The organism is Pseudomonas sp. GW821-FHT01D09, assembly GCF_059422465.1.
This window is the reverse complement of sequence record NZ_JBWKWY010000002.1, coordinates 64,475-84,016: the sequence shown is the minus strand read 5'-3', so window position 1 is coordinate 84,016 and position 19,542 is coordinate 64,475. Positions and strand designations below refer to the sequence as shown.

Sequence of the window (19,542 nt, the reverse complement as noted above, 5' to 3'; positions counted from 1 at the left end):
GAAATAAACCATGCGATAAAAGGCGTTTTTTTCATTATTTTATTCGCTCTTAGGCATTTCAAAAATCATTTCAAAATAAATATTGAAATATTTTTTTAAATAAATAGCGCGGAACCAATAGGTCGTCAACTACTTTTTCGAGGCCTTTTTTACGTGACCGGACAGTCTCTTTTTCATCCGTTCGGTCAGGTGTCTAGGGCAAGCGTTACCGACTCTCGACCACGCCGTGGGGCCCACGATTATTTACTCGCCAACGCAAATGGCGGATGCAGGACGGTGGCGCTTGCCACCGGCTTGCTGCGCTTGGCCACCTGCTCGACCAAGGCGGCCACGCGCTCGGTGGCGGTGATGGGCAACATATGGCCACGGCCTTCGACCAGTTGCAGCTTCAGCCCCGGCACCTTGTCCGCCAGGGCCTGGCCATGCTTGCGAAAGTCCAGGACCTTGTCCCGCGAGCCATAGATCAGGCCGATGGGCAGGCGTAGTTGTGGATAGCGCTTGACCATCTCCGGCAGGTAATCGTTGACCAGGCCGATTTCGGTGGAGGCGGCATAGAAGTTGTCGGGGCGCATCCCCAGCAGGCCGCCGCCACGGCTGGCGAAGTCGGCCGGCGCCGGGTCAGGAGCGAACACGCCCTTGACCACCGCGCCGCTGGTGAGCAGGCCGATGGGCACCGTCAGCGTGCGCGACACCCAGCGCCGCAGCCAGGCCGGGCGCACCGCCAACGATAGAAACACCAGGGGAAGCATGCGCTGGGGATGGGTCAGGGGTGCCACCAACACCAGCCCGGAGACCGCATGGGGATGGTCCAGGGCCAGCGCCAGGGAGATCGCTCCGCCCAGGGAATGCCCCAGCACCAGGGGCTGGCCCAGGTCCAGGGTCTGGATAAAGGTCGCCACTTGCCGGGCCTGGCTTGGCAGGTCGGCGCCGGTGCCTGTGTGACGGGTGGAATAGCCTGAGCCGGGGCGGTCCAGGGTGATCACCCGAAAGTGCTCGCGCAATTGCGCGGACAAGGCATAGGTCAGGTTGCGACTGCTGCCCATCAGGCCGTGGATCATCACCAGCGGCGGGCCCTTGCCCTCGTCTACATAATGAAAGCGCTCGCCATCGACCTCCAGAAAGCGCCCGTTGCTTGGAACAACCGCTTCGATACGGCGCGTCATCCAGGCACTCAAGCCCCACAACAGCGCACTGACAGCAATAAACACAGCCGCAGCGACAACCCATTCGACAGCCATAGCTCGGTCCTCTGCTTCCCTGCTGCTGGCGATCCGACCGGTATTGGTCAAGACCTCAGCTATCGTCCACACCCTGGACTTCAACTGCGTGCGTAAAACGTTCGTCCGTCGGACAAATCGCACATAAAGGACAAGGTTCTAGCGTAGACGACATTTTCAGGTAGATTATTTAAAATCTTTTTTAAAATAATAAATACAATTTTTCTTTGCAATGGTGTTCTATCTAAAAGCCAAAAACAAAAAAAGGAGCACATCCGATGTCAATACCCGTCAGGCGCCTACAGCCCACGAGGGACACCCTATGAATGCCTCTACCCAGCCGGGCGGCCCGGCAGATTGCGTGGATATCGCGATCATCGGCTCAGGCTTTGCCGGCCTGTGCATGGCGATCAAACTCAAGCAGGCCGGGCTCGACGACTTTTTCATTGCCGAACAGGCCGACGCCCTGGGCGGCACCTGGCGCGACAACCACTACCCGGGCTGCGCCTGCGATGTGCAATCCCACGTCTATTCGTTTTCCTTTGCGCCCAACCCCGACTGGACCCGGCAGTTCGCCCCCCAGGCGGAAATCCGCGCCTACCTGGAACACTGTGCGCAGCGCTTTGAACTGGCGCCGTACCTGTGTTTTGGCATGGGGCTTACACGGGCGGTGTTCGATGAGCAACTGCAACGCTGGCAATTGCAGTTCAGCAATGGGCGCCAGGTCAGTGCGCGGGTCTTGGTGTCGGGGATGGGCGGCCTGTCCCGCCCGGCACTGCCGGATATTGCGGGGCTGGACAGTTTCAAGGGCAAGCGCTTTCACTCCCAGCAGTGGGACCATGACTATTCACTCAAGGGCAAACGCGTGGCGGTGATTGGCACTGGCGCCAGTGCCATCCAGTTCGTGCCGCAGATCGCCCCGCAGGTGGCGCACCTGGACCTGTTCCAGCGCACCCCGCCGTGGATCATGCCCAAGCCCGACCGCCCCATTTCACCGGTTGAACGCTGGGCCTTCAAACATCTGCCGTTCACCCAGCGCCTGGTGCGCGGGGCCCTCTATTGGGCCCTGGAAGGTCGGGTGGTGGGGTTTGCGCTGCACCCGCGCCTGATGAAAGTGGTGCAAAAAATCGCCCTGCGCCACCTGCACAAACAGGTGGCGCGCCCTTCCCTGCGCAAGGTGTTGCGGCCGGACTACACCATCGGCTGCAAGCGCGTGCTGATCTCCAATGACTACTACCCGGCGCTGTCGCGCAGTAATGTCGAGGTGGTCACCGAGCCTGTGCTGCGGGTCGAGGCCGATGGGGTGATCACCGCCGATGGCATCAAGCACCCGGCCGACTGCCTGATCTTCGGCACCGGGTTCCAGGCCGCCGATCCCCTGCCCCGCGACTGCATCATCGGGCGCGGCGGCATCGACTTGATGGACGCCTGGCACGACGGCGCCCATGCCTACAAGGGCACCACCGTGCCGGGCTACCCGAACCTGTTCCTGATCGTCGGGCCCAATACCGGCCTGGGCCACAACTCGATGATTCTGATGATCGAGGCGCAAGTCACCTACATCCTCGACGCGCTGCAACAGATGCGCCGCCAGCAAATCGCCACGGTAGAGGTCAAGCCAGCAGTAGAACGCGCCTACAACCAGCAAATCCAGGCAAAACTGCAGCGCACCATCTGGAACACCGGCGGCTGCCGCAGTTGGTACCTCGACCCGCGTACCGGCAAAAACACCACGTTGTGGCCCGGTTCGACCTGGCGCTTCAAACAAATCACCCGTCAGTTCGCCCTGCGTGATTATCAAGCCATCCCACAGGTAGCCGGCGCCACACTGCGCACCGTCACACCACCCCATGCCACCGCAGAAGGAAGCCTGTCATGAAGTCATTCAATGGCCGTGTGGCGGCCATCACCGGTGCCGCGTCCGGCATGGGCCGCGCCTTGGCCTTGGCCCTGGCCCGCGAGGGTTGCCACCTGGCCCTGGCAGACAAGAACCAGGCCGGGCTGCAACAAACCGTGGAGCTGATCCAGCGCAGCACCCTGGCGCCGATCCGCGTGACCTCCCGGGAGCTGGATGTTGCCGACCGCCAGGCCATGGAGGATTGGGCGGCCAGTTGCGCGGCCGAGCATGGCCAGGTCAATCTGATTTTCAACAATGCCGGGGTGGCCCTGTCGAGTACCGTGGAAGGCGTGGACTATGCCGACCTGGAGTGGATCGTCGGCATCAACTTCTGGGGCGTGGTCTACGGCACCAAGGCCTTCTTGCCCTACCTCAAGGCCAGCGGCGACGGGCATGTGGTCAACACCTCCAGTGTGTTCGGCCTGTTCGCCCAGCCCGGCATGAGCGGCTACAACGCCACCAAGTTCGCGGTGCGCGGCTTTACCGAAGCCCTGCGCCAGGAGCTGGATTTGCAGCGCAGCGGGGTCTCGGCCACCTGCGTGCACCCCGGCGGGATCCGTACCGACATCTGCCGCAGCAGCCGGATCGACGCGAACATGACCGGGTTCCTGATCCACAGCGAACAACAGGCCCGCGCCGACTTCGAGAAGCTGTTTATCACCGACGCCGACCAGGCCGCCAAGGTGATCCTGCAAGGCGTGCGCAAAAACAAACGCCGCGTGCTGATCGGCCGCGATGCCTACGCCCTGGACTGGCTGGCGCGCTGCCTGCCGGCGGCCTACCAGGCACTGGTGGTGTTTGCCAGCCGGCGCATGGCCCCCAAACAGCGCAAGGCCCCGCTGCCCAACCCCCTCTCTGAACAGGAGTCGCCATGATGCTGCCCATTCGCCGCGACCTGCATTTCACCCTGCCCGCCGAACGCATCAAGGACTGGCACGAGCAAGGCCCGTTTATCACGCATTTTTTCAATGCCCTGTCGCTGCTGTTTCCCCAGGGCGAGCTGTTCTTCATGGACAGCGTGCGCCACTATCGCCAGCGCATCGACGACCCGGCGTTGAAAAAGGAGATCCAGGGCTTTATCGGCCAGGAAGCCATGCACAGCCGTGAGCACGTGGCCTATAACGACCTGCTGCAAGCCGCCGGGCTGCCGGCCCATCTGCTCGACCGGCGCTTGAAAATGTTCCTCGACCTGCAAAAGAAGCACCTGCCGCCGGCCTTCAACCTGGCGGTGACCATCGCCCTGGAACACTACACGGCGATGCTCGCGGAAATCCTGCTCAGCGACCCCACCCGCTTTGGCGATTCGCTCAAGGGCTACCAGCAAATGTGGTACTGGCATGCCCTGGAGGAAACGGAACACAAGGCCGTGGCCTTCGATGTGTGGAACCGCGTGATCAAGCCCGGGCCCGGGCGATATCTGCTGCGCACCGGGGCCATGTTGTCCACGACGGTGATTTTCTGGTTGGTGGTGTTTGATTTCCACCTGCGCCTACTGATCGCCGACCGCCGTGCGGGCGGGCATCTGAAGGGGTTCTGGCGGATGCTGAAGTTTCTCTACGGACCCAAGGGTGTGTTCCCGCGCATGGCGCGGCCGTGGCTGCATTATTTCAAGCCGGGGTTTCATCCGTGGGATCACGATAACCGGGTGCGACTGGAAGGGATCGATAAACTGGTGGAAGAAGTGGAGCGCACCAACTCGGTTGCCGGAACGTAGCCTTGCAGGAGCCGGCTTGCCGGCTCCTGCAGCACGCCAACGGCTCAGACCGTACGCGAAAACTGCCCCTTCTGCTCCCCGCCCAAGTACGCATCAAACGCCATCGCCACACTGCGCACCATCAGTTGCCCCTGGGGCAACAGTTGCACCCCATCGTCCTGGATATGCAGCAAGCCATCCGCCACTTGCTCATCCAGGCGCGACAGGGCTTGGGCAAAGTACTCGCTAAAGCGGATCGCATGCCCGGCCTCGACCCCGGCAAAGTCGATGCGCCCATGGCACATCAAGCCGTTGATCACGTCGCGGCGCAGCACGTCATCGGCGTTCAGGCGGTAGCCGCGCTGCACCGGCAACAACCCGGCGTCGATCCGCGCGTAGTACTGGGACAACTCCTTGACGCTCTGGCTGTAGCTGTCGCCCACCTTGCCGATGGCCGACACGCCCAGGCCGATCAGGTCGCAATCGGCATGGGTCGAGTAGCCCTGGAAGTTGCGCTGCAAGGTGCCATTGGCCCGGGCCAGGGCCAGTTCGTCGTCGGGCAAGGCGAAGTGGTCCATGCCGATATACACATAACCGGCCTCGGTCAGCCGGCGAATAGTCAATTCCAGCAGTTCCAGCTTGCGCTCCGGCGGGGGCATGTCTTCGGGGCGGATCATGCGCTGGGCGCGGATTTGCGTGGGCAAATGCGCATAGCTGTAGGCCGCCACGCGATCCGGGCGCAGGGCAATCAGCTTGGCCAGGGTCACGTCGAAACTGGCCACGGTCTGCAATGGCAGGCCGTAGATCAAATCCACACTGATCGACTTGAACCGCGCCTCACGCGCCGCCCGGACCAATTGCACGATCTGCTCTTCGCTCTGCACGCGATTGACCGCCGCCTGCACAGCGGCATCAAAGTCCTGCACGCCAAAACTCAGGCGATTGAAGCCTAGCCCGCGTAGGTTGTGGATCCGTTCGACGCTGATGGTGCGCGGGTCCACTTCAATGGAAAACTCATGATTGTCACTGGTATCCAGGCTGAAGCCTTGGGCCAGGCAGTCCATCAATTCGGCCAGTTGCCCATCGTCGAGGTAGGTCGGCGTACCGCCGCCCAGGTGCAACTGGGTCAGGGGCCGCGCGCGGTCGAACAGCGCCGCCTGCATCTGGATTTCGCGCTTGAGGTAGCCCAGGTATTCCACGGCACGGTGGGTCTTGCGCGTGATGATCTTGTGGCAACCGCAGTAGTAGCAAAGGCTCTGGCAAAACGGCACGTGGATATACACCGACAACGCCTTGGGTGCCAACGCCTGGTTGCTGGCCGCCACCGCCTGCTGGTAATCGTCCAGGGCAAAGGCTGAGTGAAACTGCGGCGCGGTCGGGTACGAGGTGTAGCGCGGCCCCGGGCGGTCGTATTTCTGCACCAGGGCGCGGTTGAACTCAAACGCTTTCATGATCGATGGTCTCATCGTTGGAGCAAGGGGGAACCGCGCTGCCTGCCCGGTCAAACAGTGCGCATAGAGCTTCGACCCGCTGCCGGCCCGCTGGCAGTACACAGAGGAAGCGCTCGGACAGATCAATCAGGCCGTCCTGGTGCAGATGCTCCAGCAGCGGCCAGATCGCCGAAAAATAGCGGGGGAAAATCACCCCATAGCGGCGCTCCAGGGCCTGGATATCCAACTCCAGGTCACAGGCCAGGCGCTCCATGACGTGCTGGCGGATCTGGTCGCCGGCCTCGCAGCGCCAGCCGCGGGCGGTGGGCAGCAGGTCGCTGTCCAACTGCTGGCGATAGCGCGCCAGGTCCTCGGTGTTTTGCGCGTACAGGGTGTCGAGCTGGCTGATGGCGCCCAGGCCAAAGCCGATATGGTCGCAGTAGCCGTGCCGGGTAAAGCCCTGGCAATTGCGGCTCAGGCGCCCGCGTTCCTGGGCCAGTGCCAGGTCGTCATCGGGACGCACGAACTGGCCCAGGCCGATGTAGTGATAACCGGCGGCCTCCAGGCGCTGCCAGGCGATGCGGCGCATGCCATATTTGTCGGCATTCGACAACAGCGCACGCGGTGGCTGCTGCTGGTAGCGCCGGGGGGCCTGGGCATAATCGAACACTTGCAGGCGGTCCGGCTCCAGGGCGATCAGGCTGGCCAGCTTGGCTGCAAAGCTGTCGCAGGTCTGCCAGGCGTGGCCATAACCGAGGTCGACATTCACCGAGCGAAAGCCGAAGGTGCGCGCCGCGTCGATCAGCGACTGGATCGGCGCCGGGTCCTGGTAGCCGGCCACCGACGGCGCGGCTTCGGCACTGGCGTCCGGCACGCCGATATTGATGTGGTTGAACCCCAGGTCCCGCAGCAGGCCCATGGTCGCCCAGTCGGTGTGCAACGGGTCGAGGTCGAGGCTGTAGTCGCCCTGGTCGTGCTCCAGAAAGTGCAGGCGACTGCGCAAGTGCGCCATCAGCCGTTGCAGGTCGGCAATCGCCGGAGTGGTGCCGCCCAGATGGAATTGGTCCACCGGTTGCCGGCCGCCCACGTGGCAACCGACCAGGTGGATTTCCTGCTCCAGGGCGCGCAGGTAATCATCCGTCACCAGGCCTGCCGGCCATTGCAGGTTCAGCGCCAGGGGGCGCTGGCGCTGACGGCTGCTGCGCAAGGCGCGCAGCAGGTCGAGGGAGCCGATACCCGGATGGAATTTGCCGATGTCGACCTGGCCCTGGTCCAGCACGCTTTGGTCACGGCGCAGGCGCCACTCGCGGGCGGGATGAATGACAGTGAGCATGACGGCCTCCGGGTCTGGCTACGGTGGCCCATTGTGCGGTGCGACCGGACAGCGCACCTTGATATGCATCAAGCGCCGGCGTTTACCAGGTGATGTAGAACATGCTCTTGGCCAGCAACACAATGGCGACCATATGGCAGAACAGGCTCAGATGGACAAAGCGCAGATAGGCCGCGCTGACCTGCCCGCGGCGCATCAACCACACCGTCAGCAAAAAATGCATCAGCACACTGGCGGCGAGGATCAGTTTGAGGGTCAGCAAGGCACCGAATGCCGAGCTCGACGGCGCGGCCAGCACTGGCAGGTAACGCAACCAGACCATGCCGATACCGGCGCCAAACAGTACCAGCAGCACCCATGGCATCAAGGCCCTGGCGCGACGGCCAATGCCCTGCTCCACCAACAGCATGACGCGGGCCGGCAGTTGCTTGTGCACACTGGCAAGGATCAACACTTCAAAGAACACCGTGCCGATAAACACCAGCGCGGCGAACAGATGGGCCAGCAGGAACAGGAGATAGAGCATCAGCGCCTCACAGTGGGCCGGTCCGTGTAGCATGACTGTGCCCCAGGGCGGGGGGACGCTGCCTTGATACGGGTCAAGGGCCCTGATAATCGTTGAAACATTTGCCCCAAGCCTTGTGCCACGGGCCTTTCATGGTGTCTGCGACAGTGTGCCACAGACGCAATCAGCGCCCTGGCTGGTAAGGTGGCCATCGCCCCTGTGGCAGAACGTCGCAGATTATCAAGCGTGATCAAGGCCGGTAGACTACCCACCCTGCCTGTTCACCGCTTTTCAAAGCCTGACTGACCTGTTATGCGCAGCCGTCAGGCGCTTCACGGGACGCCCACTTCATGAGTACGTTATTTACCCGTCGCAAGGTCCTTACCGGGATGGGCCTGCTGGGCCTGGGTCTGTTGAGCGGCTGCGACACCGGCCCCAAGCTGAACTTCAAGTACGGCAAGGACCTGAGCAACAAGATCATGGGCCGCACGTTCAAGCTCAAGAACACCGCTGGCGAAACCGTGACCCTGAGTTCGTTCCGCGGCCTGATGCCGGTGGTGTTCTTCGGGTTCACCCAGTGCCCGGCCGTGTGCCCCACCACTCTGGCGCGCATGGCCCAAGCCAAGAAACTGATGGGCCGCGACGGCGAAATCATGCAGGTGATCTTTATCACCCTGGACCCGGAACGCGACACGCCCCAAGTGCTCGACGCCTACGTCAAGGCCTTCGACCCCAGCTTCGAGGCGCTCTATGGCACCCCGGAAGAAATCGCCGTGGCCGCCAAGGAATTCGGGATCTTTTATGAAAAAATCCCCGCCGGCGACACCTACACCCTGTCCCACACCGCCACCAGCTTTGTGTTCGACACCCGCAGCAACCTGCGCCTGGGCCTGTCGGCATCCCTTAACGCCAAAGAGTGCGCAGAAGACCTGCTCACCGTCATGGAGGTCTGCTAATGACTGCTGTCCACACCCTCAAGCGCATCGCCCTCGGCCTGTCCCTGCTGGGCCTGGCCGCCCACGCCAGCGCCCAGACCCAGGTCAGCGACGCCTGGGCCCGCGCCACCGTGCCGGGGCAGCATTCAAGCGGAGCGTTCATGACCCTTACCGCCGACAGCGATAGCAAGCTGCTGAGCGTCAAGTCGCCGGTGGCCAAGGATGTGCAGATTCATGAAATGAGCATGAAGGACGACGTCATGCGCATGGGCCCCGTGGACGCCGTGGCCCTGCCGGCCGGCCAGGCGGTGAAGCTCGACCCCGAGGGTTATCACGTGATGCTGATGGGCCTGACGGGGCAGATCAAGGAAGGCGACCAGGTGCCACTGACCCTGACCGTGGAAGATGCCAAGGGTGACAAGCAGACCATCGAAGTCCAGGCCCCGGCCCGCAGCCTGAACAGTGCTGACGGCCCTCATATGAACCACTGATCCTGAGGGTGGGAGCGGGCTTGTCGGATCGCCGCATCGCTGCGATGGCGGTGGGTCAGTCACCGAATGTGCAGGCTGAGCCACCGCTATCGCGGGCAAGCCCGCTCCCACAAGGGATCTTGGCCGGACGCGAGGTTTTGGCCACACCACACATCAAATGTGGGAGCTGGCTTGCCGGCGATGGCGGTGGATCAGTCACCGAATATGTTGCCTGAACCACCGCTATCGCGAGCAAGCCCGCTCCCACAGGGGGGCTTGGCCGGGCATAGAGTTTTGGCCACACCACAAACAGGGTCTGGCCGGACGTTCAAACAGTCAGGCGCTTGACCATCGGCACACACGCTAGCTCCAGCCCCGTCGGTGAATGATAGATGGACTGTTCACAGCCTTCATAACCCCGGCTGCGATAGAACTGCGCGGCATTCAACGTGGCGTCCAGCACCACCGCCTCAATCCCCAGCTCCAGCGCCACTTGCTCCAGGTGCTCAAGCATCTGCCCACCAAACCCGCGCCCGATAAAACCAGGCAGCACAAACAGTGCCCCCACTTCCCGAGGGCCCGGGTCGAGCATACCAGTGGCGACCGGCTCGCCATCGACGCACCCCAGGTAGAACGGCTTGGCCATCAGCGCGGTATAGCCGTCCTCGGCCGCGCCGCGGGTCCAGGTCAACATCTGCTCGGCGGTGTAGGCGCCGATGCATTGGCTGCGGATCGCCTGCAGGCGGATATCGAAGGCGATGGGGCCGTCGTCGAGGGTGGCGCGTCTGATTTGCAGCATGTGAATCTCCCTGAATAAACCTGTTTACCGTGACCTCAATATGCCATTAGCACACTTGTGCTAATCGACCCGACAGGCCCCCGGCGCTATATTCCCCGGCACCCCAATGCTCCCCGCCAGCACGTCGAACCCGCCGTGCAAGGGATCGTTGTGCGTTGAAAACACCCAAACAACCCCAAGGAAGACGCGCCATGAAACTGCACTCCCCTGTCACCCGCCTCGCTCTGCTGGGCGCCCTGATGATCGGCGTTGCCGGTTGCAGCAATATCAAGCCCACCGAAGACCACCTCAAGACCCTTTCAGAAACCAACCTCGGCGAGCCGGTCAAGCGTGTGTCCAATGTGCGCAGCGATTCCATGACCACCTATTACATCGCCAGTACCGCTTCCGGTGACTACAACTGCTCCGTGCCCAGCGGTGCCAGCGGCGGGATGTTTGCCGTGGCCAGCTTCGGCATGATGAAGCCCGCCGCCTACTGCCAACCCAAGGGTGCCCGGGGTAACGGGTTGACGCCGTTCAACCAGTAACAGCCCCCTGGCTGAGGTCGCGCAGGGTGCCCCGTAGTTCAGCGGGGCGCACTGGCTTGGACAAAATGGCGATCTGCCGGTCGTGCAGCGCCGCCTGGATCTTCTCCACATCATGCCCGGTCAGAATCAACGCCGGCACCGCCACGCCGCGCTGGGCGCGCAGTTGGTCAATGCACTCGATACCGGTGGCATGGTTGCCCAGGTCATAGTCGGCGACGATGATGTCGCAATCGCTGACCAGGTCATGCCCGCTCAATTGCGCCTGCACCTCGCACCCCCAACGCTCCAGCAAGGCCTGGGTGGCCAGCAGCACGTTGTGGTCATCTTCCACCAGGCACACTTTCAAGCCGGTCAACAACCCGGCCTGGCGTGCATCATCGCGCACCAGGGGTTGATGGGGCGCGGGCGCCAGGGGCAAGCCGCGCAGGCTGACGGAGGTGCCATGGCCCACCCGTGAGCGCAGAGCCACGTCCATGCCCATCAACAGTCCCAGGCGCTTGACGATGGACAAGCCCAGGCCGACGCCTTCAACGTCCTTGTCGCGCAACTGGCGCACGCGATAGAACTCCTCGAACACCCGGGGCAGATGCTCCTCGGCAATCCCCCGTCCCTGGTCGTGAATCTCCACCCTCACCTCGCCGCCCCGCTGGCGTACGCCGATCAGCACTGGGCGCTGACCGCCGTACTTGAAGCAATTGGAGAGCACGTTCTGCACCATGGTCGTGAGCAGTGCCGGATCCACCCGCACCCAGTGGGCACTGGGGCGCAGGCGCAGTTCCACCCCGGCCCAGCGGGCGGCTTCGGTGTTCTGGCGCAGCAAATCCGCCAGCAACTCCCCCAGGTGCACAACCTGGTATTTGGGCAGCAACTGGCCGTTGTCCAGGGTGTAAAGATCGAGGATCGAGCGGAACAACTGCGAGACGTTGAGCAACGAACGGTCGATATTGTCCACCAGGCGTCGTTCTTCATCGCCCAAGCGCGCTTCACGCAGGCAGGCGGTAAACAGGCCGATGGAGTGGATGGGCTGGCGCAGATCATGGCTGGCCTGGGCGAGGAAGCGCGACTTTTCCAGGTTGGCGGCGATGGCCTCTTCGGACGCCTTGCGCGTGCGCTCCAGCAACAGGTGGGCGTAGATCGGGATCACCGTGCTGGTGATCATCAGCATCAGCACCATAAACGGCTGCGCCTGCCACAGCGGGGTCAGCCGATACACAATCAACAGCGCCAGCAACGCCAGGCCCGTGGCAATCGCCAGGTAGCGCGAGCCATAGCGCATGCCATTGCCCAGGTTGACCCAGACCATCACCGCATACAGCGGCAACGCCGCCTCACCACCCACCACCAGGCCGAACGAAGTGCCGGTGTAGTCGTGGATCATGCCCAACACCCGGCGCGCCGGGTAATGCCCGGGCCAGCGGGCAATCACCTGGCGCAGCACGATGGAGGCCAACAGGAACAGTACGATATACAGGATCACCGGCAGGTAGGTGTCTAGCGACTGCCCTGGCAAAAAGCCCAGCAGGCTGATGTAAACAATGGCGATAGCGGCGACCACAATGCGCAGGTTGGCTTGGTCCAGTTCGGCGTCTTTCACGAACTTCATGGGCAACATCCTTGTACGGTCTTCGTCAGATCCGCCGCACCGGCAGGCAGGCGGCGAGCGGAGTGTTAAAGTAGCACGCCACAGGACAACCTGGCCCAAGGGAGCAACACACCATGACATGCCGGATCATCATCGCCGACGACCACCCCATGTTTCGCGAAGGTATGCTGCGCACCGTGCAACGCCTGCTGCCCGAAGCCCGCGTGGAGCAGGCCGGCGACCTGGATACAGTGCTGCAGATGCTCAAGAGCGGCAGCGAAGTCGACACCCTGATCCTCGACCTGCGCTTCCCCGGCCTGACCTGCATCAGCCAGTTGGGCGAACTGCGCCAGCAACTGCGGCGCACCACGCTGATCGTGGTGTCGATGGTCGATGACCCCGTGTTGATCGAACAGGTGATGGCCCTGGGCGCCGATGGGTTTATCGGCAAAAACATCGCCCCCGACGAAATCGGCCAGGCCCTGCTCGCCATCCGCCAGGGCGAAGTACTGGTCAAGTTCGCCCCCTCGGGGCTACTGCCCCTGGACACCAACACCCTGACCACGCGTCAGCAAGAGGTCTTGCGGCTGATCGCCCAAGGCAAGACCAACAAGGAAATCGCCAAGGCCCTGGATATTTCGCCGTTTACCGTGCGCATCCATGTGTCAGGGTTGTTGAAAAGCCTGAACGTGCCATCGCGGGCAGCGGCGGCCGTCAAATACAGCCCCCCTCTATAGGTACTGCATGAACACCCAAGTCAGAGTTGCCACCCCGGCAGACGCCGCCCGCTGCTATGCGATCGAAACCAGCGCCTACGAGGGCGATGAAGCCGCGACCCTGGAGAAGATCGCCACGCGGATCGCCCTGTACCCGGAGGGCTTCCTGATCCTGGAAGCGGACGGCCAAGTGGTGGGTTTTATCAACTGCGGTTGCGCCCATGAGGTGGTGATGTCGGATGAGGCCTTCAAGGAGTTGGTGGGGCATGTGGCGGATGCGCCGAATGTGGTGATCATGTCGGTGGTGGTGGACCCGGCGCACCAGGGCCAGGGCTACGCCACGCACTTGATGACGGCCTTTGTGCAGCGCATGCGCGGGATGGGCAAGCAGGCCCTCCACCTGATGTGCAAGGAGCAGCATGTGCCGTTGTATCAGCGGATGGGGTATGGGTATGTGCAACCTTCAACATCTGACCATGGCGGCATGGCCTGGCATGAGATGGTGATGCGGCTCCAGGGGCCTTACTGCCCGGGAAAGTCCGACTGATAGCACACGGGCGAACTCCCCTCCCCGCGCCGATCCAGCTCGTCTTCCAGCCATTGGGCAAGGACCACGGCGTTGTTGGCCACTTGGTCGTGGGCCGAGTAGACCAGCGTCAGCGTACCGGCCTGGGCGATATCCACCAGTTTCCACCAGGCGCCCGGCCGGGCTGCGAGTTCCTGGCGATAGGCCTTGGAAAACTGCGCGAAGTTCAGCCCGCCGGACTTGAATGCCTTGCGCAGCCCGGTACTGGGCGCCACGTCCGGCAGCCACTCATCCAGCACCAGGGAGTCCTTGCGACAGTTGCGCGGCCATAGGCGGTCCACCAGGATACGCGTACCGTCGTCCGGCCTGGCAGGGGTGTAGGCACGCTTGCACTGGATCATGGTGGGCGACTCATGGGCAACGACATCTGTTCAGCATAGCCTCACCAACTCCCCGAAGCCCCACCGCCGCCACTGGAGCCGCCGCCGCCGGAAAAACCGCCACCTGAGCTTGAGCTTGAGCTGGAACTGGAGCGGTCGCTGGAACTGGAGCCTGAGCTCGATCCGCCCGTCCCCTGACCATAGATGAACAGCGCCGCGAACGAGCTGATGGGCAAGGCGAACAGCCAGCCATCAAGCCCCATCTCCAGCATGTACCCCACCGCGCCATACGCCCCCAGTACCATCGCCGTCTGCACGCAAAAGCCCACGCGGCTTTTGCTCCAGGCGGCTTTCATCACCGCGAACAGGATCAGGTACAGGCCCAGCACCACCAGCACGGCCAGCGGCCAGGCCAGCCAGTTCATAAAGGACACTTGCGTCAGGTAGTGATCCACCAGCCCCAGGCCGACGCTGTAGGCCATCAGCCCCAAGACGCAATAAAACACCACCCTGGCCTGCCACAAGGCGCCGAAGATGGCCGCGCTGATGGACATGCAAAACGGCAGCGCCAGCAAATAAAAGGGCCAGGCCTTGCCATTGATCGCGGCCAGCGCCGTCAGCAGCACACTCAGCCCCAGGGCGGCGATCAGGCCGCGTCGCCAATGCAGCTTGCCCGAGGCCAGCAGCACGCCACCAACCGCGCCGAAGATCAACGCCAGCAACGCCGCCGACTCATCCACCGTTTCCCGGGTATCGTCCACGGCCGGCAAATCCCCCCCCTCGACCAGCACGCTCAGGGCATCCACAGCATGTTGCACACCGGCGGCGTAATCGCCCTGGCGAAACGCCGGGGTCATCTGCTCCGTGATAATCCGGTGGCTCAACAGGTCCGTGACCACCCCTTCCAGGCCGTAACCGACTTCGATCTTCACTGTGCGGTCGTTCTTGGCCACCAGCAGCAAAATACCGTCGTCGATGCCCTTGCGCCCCAGTTTCCAGGCGCGCAACAGTTGGGTGGCGAACGCTTCGATGTCAGTGTCCCCCGTGCTCGGCAGCAGCATCACGGCAATCTGCGCGCCCTTGCGCTGTTCGAGGTCGGCCAGTTGGGCGCTCAGGCGCTCCTGGGTCGCTGTGTCCAGGGTGTGGGTCAGGTCGATCACCCGCTGGTTCAGCGCCACGTTCGCCAGCTCTGGCGGCGCCGTTTCGGCCAGGGCCAGCGCGGTGAACACCATGACCAGCAGGCCCAAGGCCGATTGCCGTAAAAACTGCCGCATACTTTGTTACCTGACGTTTCATCCTGAAGGCGCCGACTTTACCCTATCAACGCTATATCGAGTGACCCCCTGCGGTTGACTCTCTAAACTGACGGCAAACCCTCATAGCAACACGCCATTACGAGTGCGCCCATGGACCTTCGCCATCGCAACAACGTCAACGTGATGGGCAATGGCGCCTCGACCCTGGTGTTTTCCCACGGTTTTGGCTGCAACCAGGCCATGTGGAATGACCTGCTACCCCATTTCGTCGAGCGTTTTCGCGTGGTGCTGTATGACCTGGTCGGGGCCGGCCTGTCAGACCCTGCGGCCTACGACAGGGACAAATATGCCACCCTGGGCGGTTACGCTGCGGATCTGAACCAGATCATCGATGAGTACGCCAGTGGCCCGGTGATTCTGGTGGGACACTCGGTCAGTGCCATGATCGGTACCCTGGCCGACCGCGCAGCGCCCGGGCGCATCGCCGCCCATGTGATGATCGGTCCCTCCCCCTGCTATATCGACACCGACAACTACGTGGGCGGGTTCAAGCCCGACGATATCCAGTCGCTGCTCGACACCCTCGACAGCAACTACCTGGGTTGGTCCAGCACCATGGCCCCGATGATCATGGGCGCGCCGGGGCAACCGGCGCTCAGTGAAGAGCTGACCAACAGCTTCTGCCGCACCGAGCCCGAGATCGCCAAGCACTTTGCGCGGGTGACGTTCCTCTCGGATAACCGCGCCGATATCGCGGGCCTGCCCACCCCCACGCTGATCCTGCAATCGACCGATGACCTGATCGCACCGGTGTGCGTGGGCGAGTACCTGCACCGCGTCTTGCCCCACAGCACCTACGGCCTGATCGACAATGTGGGCCATTGCCCCCATATGAGCGCGGCACCGGCCTGCGCGGCCGCGATGGAAAGCTTCCTGCAGCCATGGACCGTTGCCCATGCCGCTTGACGAACTGCCCGACTCCCAGGCGCTGTTCGACGGTGCCGCCTGTGCGCTGGCCGTCACCGCCGAAGATGGCACCCTCCTGCGGGTCAACCGCTGTTTCTGCGACTGGCTGGGCATGGCGGCGCACGAGTTGCACGGGCGGCGTTTCCAGGACCTGCTGACCATGGGCGGGCGGATTTTCCATCAAACCCACCTTGCACCGCTGATGCAGATGCAAGGCAGTATCGCCGAGGTCAAGCTCGACCTGCGCCATCGTGACGGCCATGCCGTGACAATCCTGCTCAACGCCGTCAAACGCGACCACCCCAGCGGCGTACGGCATGAACTGGCCCTGTTCGGCACCACCGACCGCGACAAGTACGAGCGCGAGCTGCTCAACGCACGCAAGCTGGCCGAAGCCCTGCTGCTGGAAAAGACCGCGGCCCAGACCGCCCTCCAGCAAGCCCAGGCCGAGCTCAACCAGGCCTATATCAAGGCACAGCGCCGGGCGCAGTTTGCCGAGCAGATGGTCGCCATCGTCAGCCATGACCTGAAAAACCCACTGACCGCGATCAAGATGGCCTCCGACTTTCTCGCCCGTGGCGAGCGCACCGCCAAAGAAACCCAATTGATTGGCCATATCGGCCAGTCATCGGAACGCGCGCAGCGGATGATCGCCGACCTGCTGGACTTCACCCAGGCGCGGGTCGGCGTTGGCATCGGCGTAAGCCCCATCCCGCTGGACCTGCATGAGGTCACCCAACGCGCGGTGGATGAGCTGCGGGTGGCCTTTCCCCGCGCCACCCTGGTGCATCACCCCATAGGCGCTGGCGCGACCTGCCTGGACGGTGACCGCCTGCAGCAAATCATCGGCAACCTGGTGGCCAATAGCGTGACCTATGGCGACCTGCAACAGCCGATCACCATTACCTCACAGTTGAACCACAATGGGCCGAGCCTCTCGATCCACAACCATGGGCCGGTGATTGCGGACTCGCTGATGGGCGTGCTGTTTGAGCCCATGACCCGAGGCACCGACCAGGACTGCGACGTACGCAGCGTCGGGCTGGGGTTGTTTATCGTGCGGGAAATCGCCAAGGCCCATGGTGGGGATGTGGCGGTCAGCTCCCAGGTGGGTAGCGGTACCACGTTTACTGTGTGCTTCCAGGCGCCTCATTTGCACAAGTGTTGACCGCGCGAAAAAACGCAATAATGGAGCACACCATGCGCAATGAAACCGCATTCGTTCATGTTTGCTTCAACCCCTCCTAATCTTCGTTATTTATTAGCGCATGTTCTCCTGAGTGCTTCAGACTTTCCTTATGCCGTCCATTCAAAATGGCACGTTATTATCCAAGACACTCTTAGACAGGATTAACTAAAAACCTAAATGGAAGTCGCATGCAACTACCAAAATCTTCCAGTGACAGTCATTCAGGCGCAAATCCAAAACACACAAAATTAATTGTGACTCTCGCCAGTACGCGGCAAGAAATACGGGAAATACAGCGCCTGCGCTACAGCGTATTCATCGATACTTTCCGCCTATCCAAACTGAGCAATACCGACGAATTAAATACCGACGAATTTGACGATTATTGCGACCATTTGATTGTACGCGATACTAAAACCTCACAAATAGTTGGCACCTATAGGCTGATGAGTCCGACTGTCGCCCAACGTATTGGATATTACTATTGCGAACAGGAATTTGACCTGAGTCGGATAAATCTTTTACAGCAGCGCATTATCGAATGCGAGCCATGCCTGCGTGCACCCGGATTACCGCAGCGGCAGCGTCATCATGTTGTTATGGTCAGGCCTGGCCACCTATATGCAACGTGAACGCTGTGATTACCTGGTGGGGTGCGCCAGTGTGAGCTTGGCGGACGGTGGCCACAATGCCTCGGCGTTATGTCACGCTTTCACTGCGCAAAACTTTGCCCCCAGCGAATATCGCGTCACCCCACACAATCCATTCCCCTTGCATGAGCGCAATGCCGGGCATGTGCCACAGATGCCGCCACTGTTAAAAGGCTATTTGCGTAGTGGCGCCTGGGTGTGCGGCGAACCCGCGTGGGACCCTGAGTTTAATACTGCGGACTTCTTTATGTTGTTGCCGCTGTCCAAGTTGGATAGCCGTTACGCGCGTCATTATTTAAAAACAGACAAGACAGCACAACTACCCTAAACCTTAAAGAGCCAAATCAATATGTTTTTACAAGAAGAAAGAACCACTGCCTTTGAGCTAATACCGGAAATGGCCCTGTGCCTTGAAACAACCTCGCTTCTTGATTTTGAGCGTGGAGAGTCGCAACGGTTAGCCGATATGTTGCGAAGAGTCGGCCAGCCCGCACTCACCATTGCCAAAGAACTCGGTGGAGCTGGCGCCAGCGCGCTGAGCATGGCGCAATTGCACACATGGGTCGGCGCACATTGCCCCTCCCTGGCAATTATGATGACCATGCATCACCACACTGTCGCCGGGATGATGGCTGCCAGGCATTTCTTTCCGGATATTCAGGGTCTGCTGGGCTTGATTGCGCGCGATAACTTACTAGTGGCCTCTGGGTTTGCCGAAGGGCGTACAAATACGCATATTTCAGAATCGACAATGGCCGTGGAAAAAACCCTCGACGGCTACCTTGTCAACGGCAGCAAGAAACCTTGCACAATGACCCATCACTTCGACGTCATTACTTTTGGCGTCAACTACCTGGACCCTCAAGGCCAGACCCAAATCGGCATCGGTGTGGGGTTTGCCGAAGACCCGAGTATCGAGCGGAAAAAATTCTGGTCCGTGCCGTATCTGCAAGCAGCAGACAGCCACGAAGTTACGTTCAATAACTTGCTGGTTCCTGAAGCCATGATGTGTTTCAGCACCGCCATCGATGATCAACTCGATGATGCGCAACAAGGAACCGGCAACCATTTGTTCGCCATCTGGTTTCAACTGCTGGCCAGCGCTTCCTATCTGGGGATGGCATCGGCCTTGGCAGCACGTGCATTGGCAGGCAATAAAGGCTCGCCAGATGATCGAGCCCTGCTGCTCATTGATCAGCAGGGCGCCACCATGGCGTTGCGTGGCCTGGCGGCTTCGATTGACGACAACCGGTTCTTGCGCAGTGACTTGGCGCGAGCGCAAGCAACCCGGTTCTCTATCCAGGAAGCCGTGAACCGCATCAGCACTCGCGCCTTTGAAATTCTGGGCGGCATGGCCTTTATGTCCAGCGAGGATGTCGCCTATCTAAGGGTTGCCACTGGTTTGCTGGCATTCCATCCGACATCCAGGCTTGCCAGCACACACTTCCTGTGTGAGCAGCTCGGCTAACCT

21 protein-coding genes are annotated in these 19,542 nt (G+C 61.7%); 13 read left to right on the top strand and 8 right to left on the bottom strand.

The features are described from left to right. Window positions 1-239: 239 nt before the first annotated feature. On the bottom strand, window positions 240-1,238 hold the full coding sequence (locus AC07W7_RS03075) for an alpha/beta fold hydrolase (RefSeq protein WP_495038652.1): 999 nt from the start codon (window positions 1,236-1,238) through the stop codon (window positions 240-242). Between the two features lie 301 nt (window positions 1,239-1,539). Here AC07W7_RS03075 and AC07W7_RS03070 point away from each other — a divergent pair, with 301 nt between their 5' ends. From AC07W7_RS03070 to AC07W7_RS03060, 3 genes are read left to right on the top strand one after another with little or no spacing between them, the layout of a single operon-like run. Next, window positions 1,540-3,096 (top strand): flavin-containing monooxygenase, encoded by a 1,557-nt coding sequence (locus tag AC07W7_RS03070; RefSeq protein ID WP_236309435.1) that lies wholly within the window; start codon window positions 1,540-1,542, stop codon window positions 3,094-3,096. Then, a complete protein-coding gene (locus AC07W7_RS03065) occupies window positions 3,093-3,989 on the top strand; it encodes an SDR family NAD(P)-dependent oxidoreductase (RefSeq protein ID WP_099168221.1) in 897 nt (298 codons plus the stop codon). Before AC07W7_RS03070 ends, AC07W7_RS03065 begins: the two co-directional genes overlap by 4 nt. After that, window positions 3,989-4,828 carry a metal-dependent hydrolase gene (locus AC07W7_RS03060; RefSeq protein ID WP_169898160.1) on the top strand — a complete coding sequence of 280 codons (840 nt, stop codon included), beginning with the start codon at window positions 3,989-3,991 and terminating at the stop codon, window positions 4,826-4,828. Before AC07W7_RS03065 ends, AC07W7_RS03060 begins: the two co-directional genes overlap by 1 nt. 44 nt (window positions 4,829-4,872) lie before the next feature. Here AC07W7_RS03060 and hemN read toward each other — a convergent pair whose 3' ends face one another. From hemN to AC07W7_RS03045, 3 genes are all read right to left on the bottom strand, one after another. After that, window positions 4,873-6,258: an oxygen-independent coproporphyrinogen III oxidase gene (gene hemN / locus AC07W7_RS03055; protein ID WP_495038651.1), complete on the bottom strand. Its 1,386-nt coding sequence runs from the start codon at window positions 6,256-6,258 to the stop codon at window positions 4,873-4,875. After that, a complete protein-coding gene (locus AC07W7_RS03050) occupies window positions 6,245-7,570 on the bottom strand; it encodes an oxygen-independent coproporphyrinogen III oxidase (RefSeq protein WP_495038650.1) in 1,326 nt (441 codons plus the stop codon). The genes hemN and AC07W7_RS03050 overlap by 14 nt, the downstream gene beginning before the upstream one ends. 82 nt (window positions 7,571-7,652) lie before the next feature. Continuing rightward, window positions 7,653-8,096: a CopD family copper resistance protein gene (locus AC07W7_RS03045; protein WP_169866509.1), complete on the bottom strand. Its 444-nt coding sequence runs from the start codon at window positions 8,094-8,096 to the stop codon at window positions 7,653-7,655. A gap of 329 nt (window positions 8,097-8,425) precedes the next feature. Between AC07W7_RS03045 and AC07W7_RS03040 the strand changes: the two genes are divergently transcribed. Further along, the gene (locus AC07W7_RS03040) at window positions 8,426-9,031 is read left to right on the top strand and encodes an SCO family protein (protein WP_099168226.1); all 606 of its coding nucleotides are present in this window, start codon (window positions 8,426-8,428) and stop codon (window positions 9,029-9,031) included. Continuing rightward, entirely contained in the window at window positions 9,031-9,501 is a 471-nt protein-coding gene (locus AC07W7_RS03035) for a copper chaperone PCu(A)C (protein ID WP_169866510.1), read from the top strand. Before AC07W7_RS03040 ends, AC07W7_RS03035 begins: the two co-directional genes overlap by 1 nt. A gap of 307 nt (window positions 9,502-9,808) precedes the next feature. Here AC07W7_RS03035 and AC07W7_RS03030 read toward each other — a convergent pair whose 3' ends face one another. Beyond that, window positions 9,809-10,279: a GNAT family N-acetyltransferase gene (locus AC07W7_RS03030; RefSeq protein ID WP_495038649.1), complete on the bottom strand. Its 471-nt coding sequence runs from the start codon at window positions 10,277-10,279 to the stop codon at window positions 9,809-9,811. A gap of 191 nt (window positions 10,280-10,470) precedes the next feature. On the opposite strand from AC07W7_RS03030, the gene AC07W7_RS03025 reads away from it, so the two are divergent. Further along, complete coding sequence (locus tag AC07W7_RS03025; protein ID WP_099168230.1) at window positions 10,471-10,806, top strand: hypothetical protein; 336 nt, start codon at window positions 10,471-10,473, stop codon at window positions 10,804-10,806. Here AC07W7_RS03025 and AC07W7_RS03020 read toward each other — a convergent pair. Beyond that, window positions 10,796-12,409 (bottom strand): hybrid sensor histidine kinase/response regulator, encoded by a 1,614-nt coding sequence (locus AC07W7_RS03020; protein ID WP_495038648.1) that lies wholly within the window; start codon window positions 12,407-12,409, stop codon window positions 10,796-10,798. The genes AC07W7_RS03025 and AC07W7_RS03020 overlap by 11 nt on opposite strands. Window positions 12,410-12,522: 113 nt before the next feature. Between AC07W7_RS03020 and AC07W7_RS03015 the strand changes: the two genes are divergently transcribed. Together AC07W7_RS03015 and AC07W7_RS03010 are read left to right on the top strand one after the other, a co-directional pair. Next, the gene (locus AC07W7_RS03015; protein WP_099168232.1) at window positions 12,523-13,125 is read left to right on the top strand and encodes a response regulator transcription factor; all 603 of its coding nucleotides are present in this window, start codon (window positions 12,523-12,525) and stop codon (window positions 13,123-13,125) included. 7 nt (window positions 13,126-13,132) lie between these two features. Next, window positions 13,133-13,651, top strand: a complete 519-nt coding sequence (locus tag AC07W7_RS03010; RefSeq protein WP_099168233.1) for a GNAT family N-acetyltransferase — start codon at window positions 13,133-13,135, stop codon at window positions 13,649-13,651. Here the strand turns inward: AC07W7_RS03010 and AC07W7_RS03005 are convergent. Beyond that, on the bottom strand, window positions 13,627-14,031 hold the full coding sequence (locus AC07W7_RS03005) for a DUF488 domain-containing protein (RefSeq protein WP_099168234.1): 405 nt from the start codon (window positions 14,029-14,031) through the stop codon (window positions 13,627-13,629). The genes AC07W7_RS03010 and AC07W7_RS03005 overlap by 25 nt on opposite strands. A gap of 41 nt (window positions 14,032-14,072) precedes the next feature. Further along, a complete protein-coding gene (locus AC07W7_RS03000; RefSeq protein ID WP_495038647.1) occupies window positions 14,073-15,284 on the bottom strand; it encodes a TPM domain-containing protein in 1,212 nt (403 codons plus the stop codon). Between the two features lie 132 nt (window positions 15,285-15,416). Between AC07W7_RS03000 and AC07W7_RS02995 the strand changes: the two genes are divergently transcribed. The 5 genes from AC07W7_RS02995 (at window position 15,417) to AC07W7_RS02975 (ending at window position 19,539) form a co-directional block, all read left to right on the top strand. Beyond that, window positions 15,417-16,232, top strand: a complete 816-nt coding sequence (locus AC07W7_RS02995) for an alpha/beta fold hydrolase (RefSeq protein ID WP_495038646.1) — start codon at window positions 15,417-15,419, stop codon at window positions 16,230-16,232. Beyond that, window positions 16,222-17,400, top strand: coding sequence for a PAS domain-containing sensor histidine kinase (locus AC07W7_RS02990; protein WP_495038645.1), 1,179 nt, complete (start codon window positions 16,222-16,224; stop codon window positions 17,398-17,400). Before AC07W7_RS02995 ends, AC07W7_RS02990 begins: the two co-directional genes overlap by 11 nt. 209 nt (window positions 17,401-17,609) lie before the next feature. After that, the gene (locus AC07W7_RS02985) at window positions 17,610-18,053 is read left to right on the top strand and encodes a GNAT family N-acetyltransferase (RefSeq protein ID WP_495038644.1); all 444 of its coding nucleotides are present in this window, start codon (window positions 17,610-17,612) and stop codon (window positions 18,051-18,053) included. After that, window positions 18,043-18,399, top strand: a complete 357-nt coding sequence (locus AC07W7_RS02980; RefSeq protein WP_495038643.1) for a GNAT family N-acetyltransferase — start codon at window positions 18,043-18,045, stop codon at window positions 18,397-18,399. Before AC07W7_RS02985 ends, AC07W7_RS02980 begins: the two co-directional genes overlap by 11 nt. Window positions 18,400-18,420: 21 nt before the next feature. Continuing rightward, window positions 18,421-19,539, top strand: a complete 1,119-nt coding sequence (locus AC07W7_RS02975; protein ID WP_236310026.1) for an acyl-CoA dehydrogenase family protein — start codon at window positions 18,421-18,423, stop codon at window positions 19,537-19,539. Window positions 19,540-19,542 lie beyond the last annotated feature (3 nt).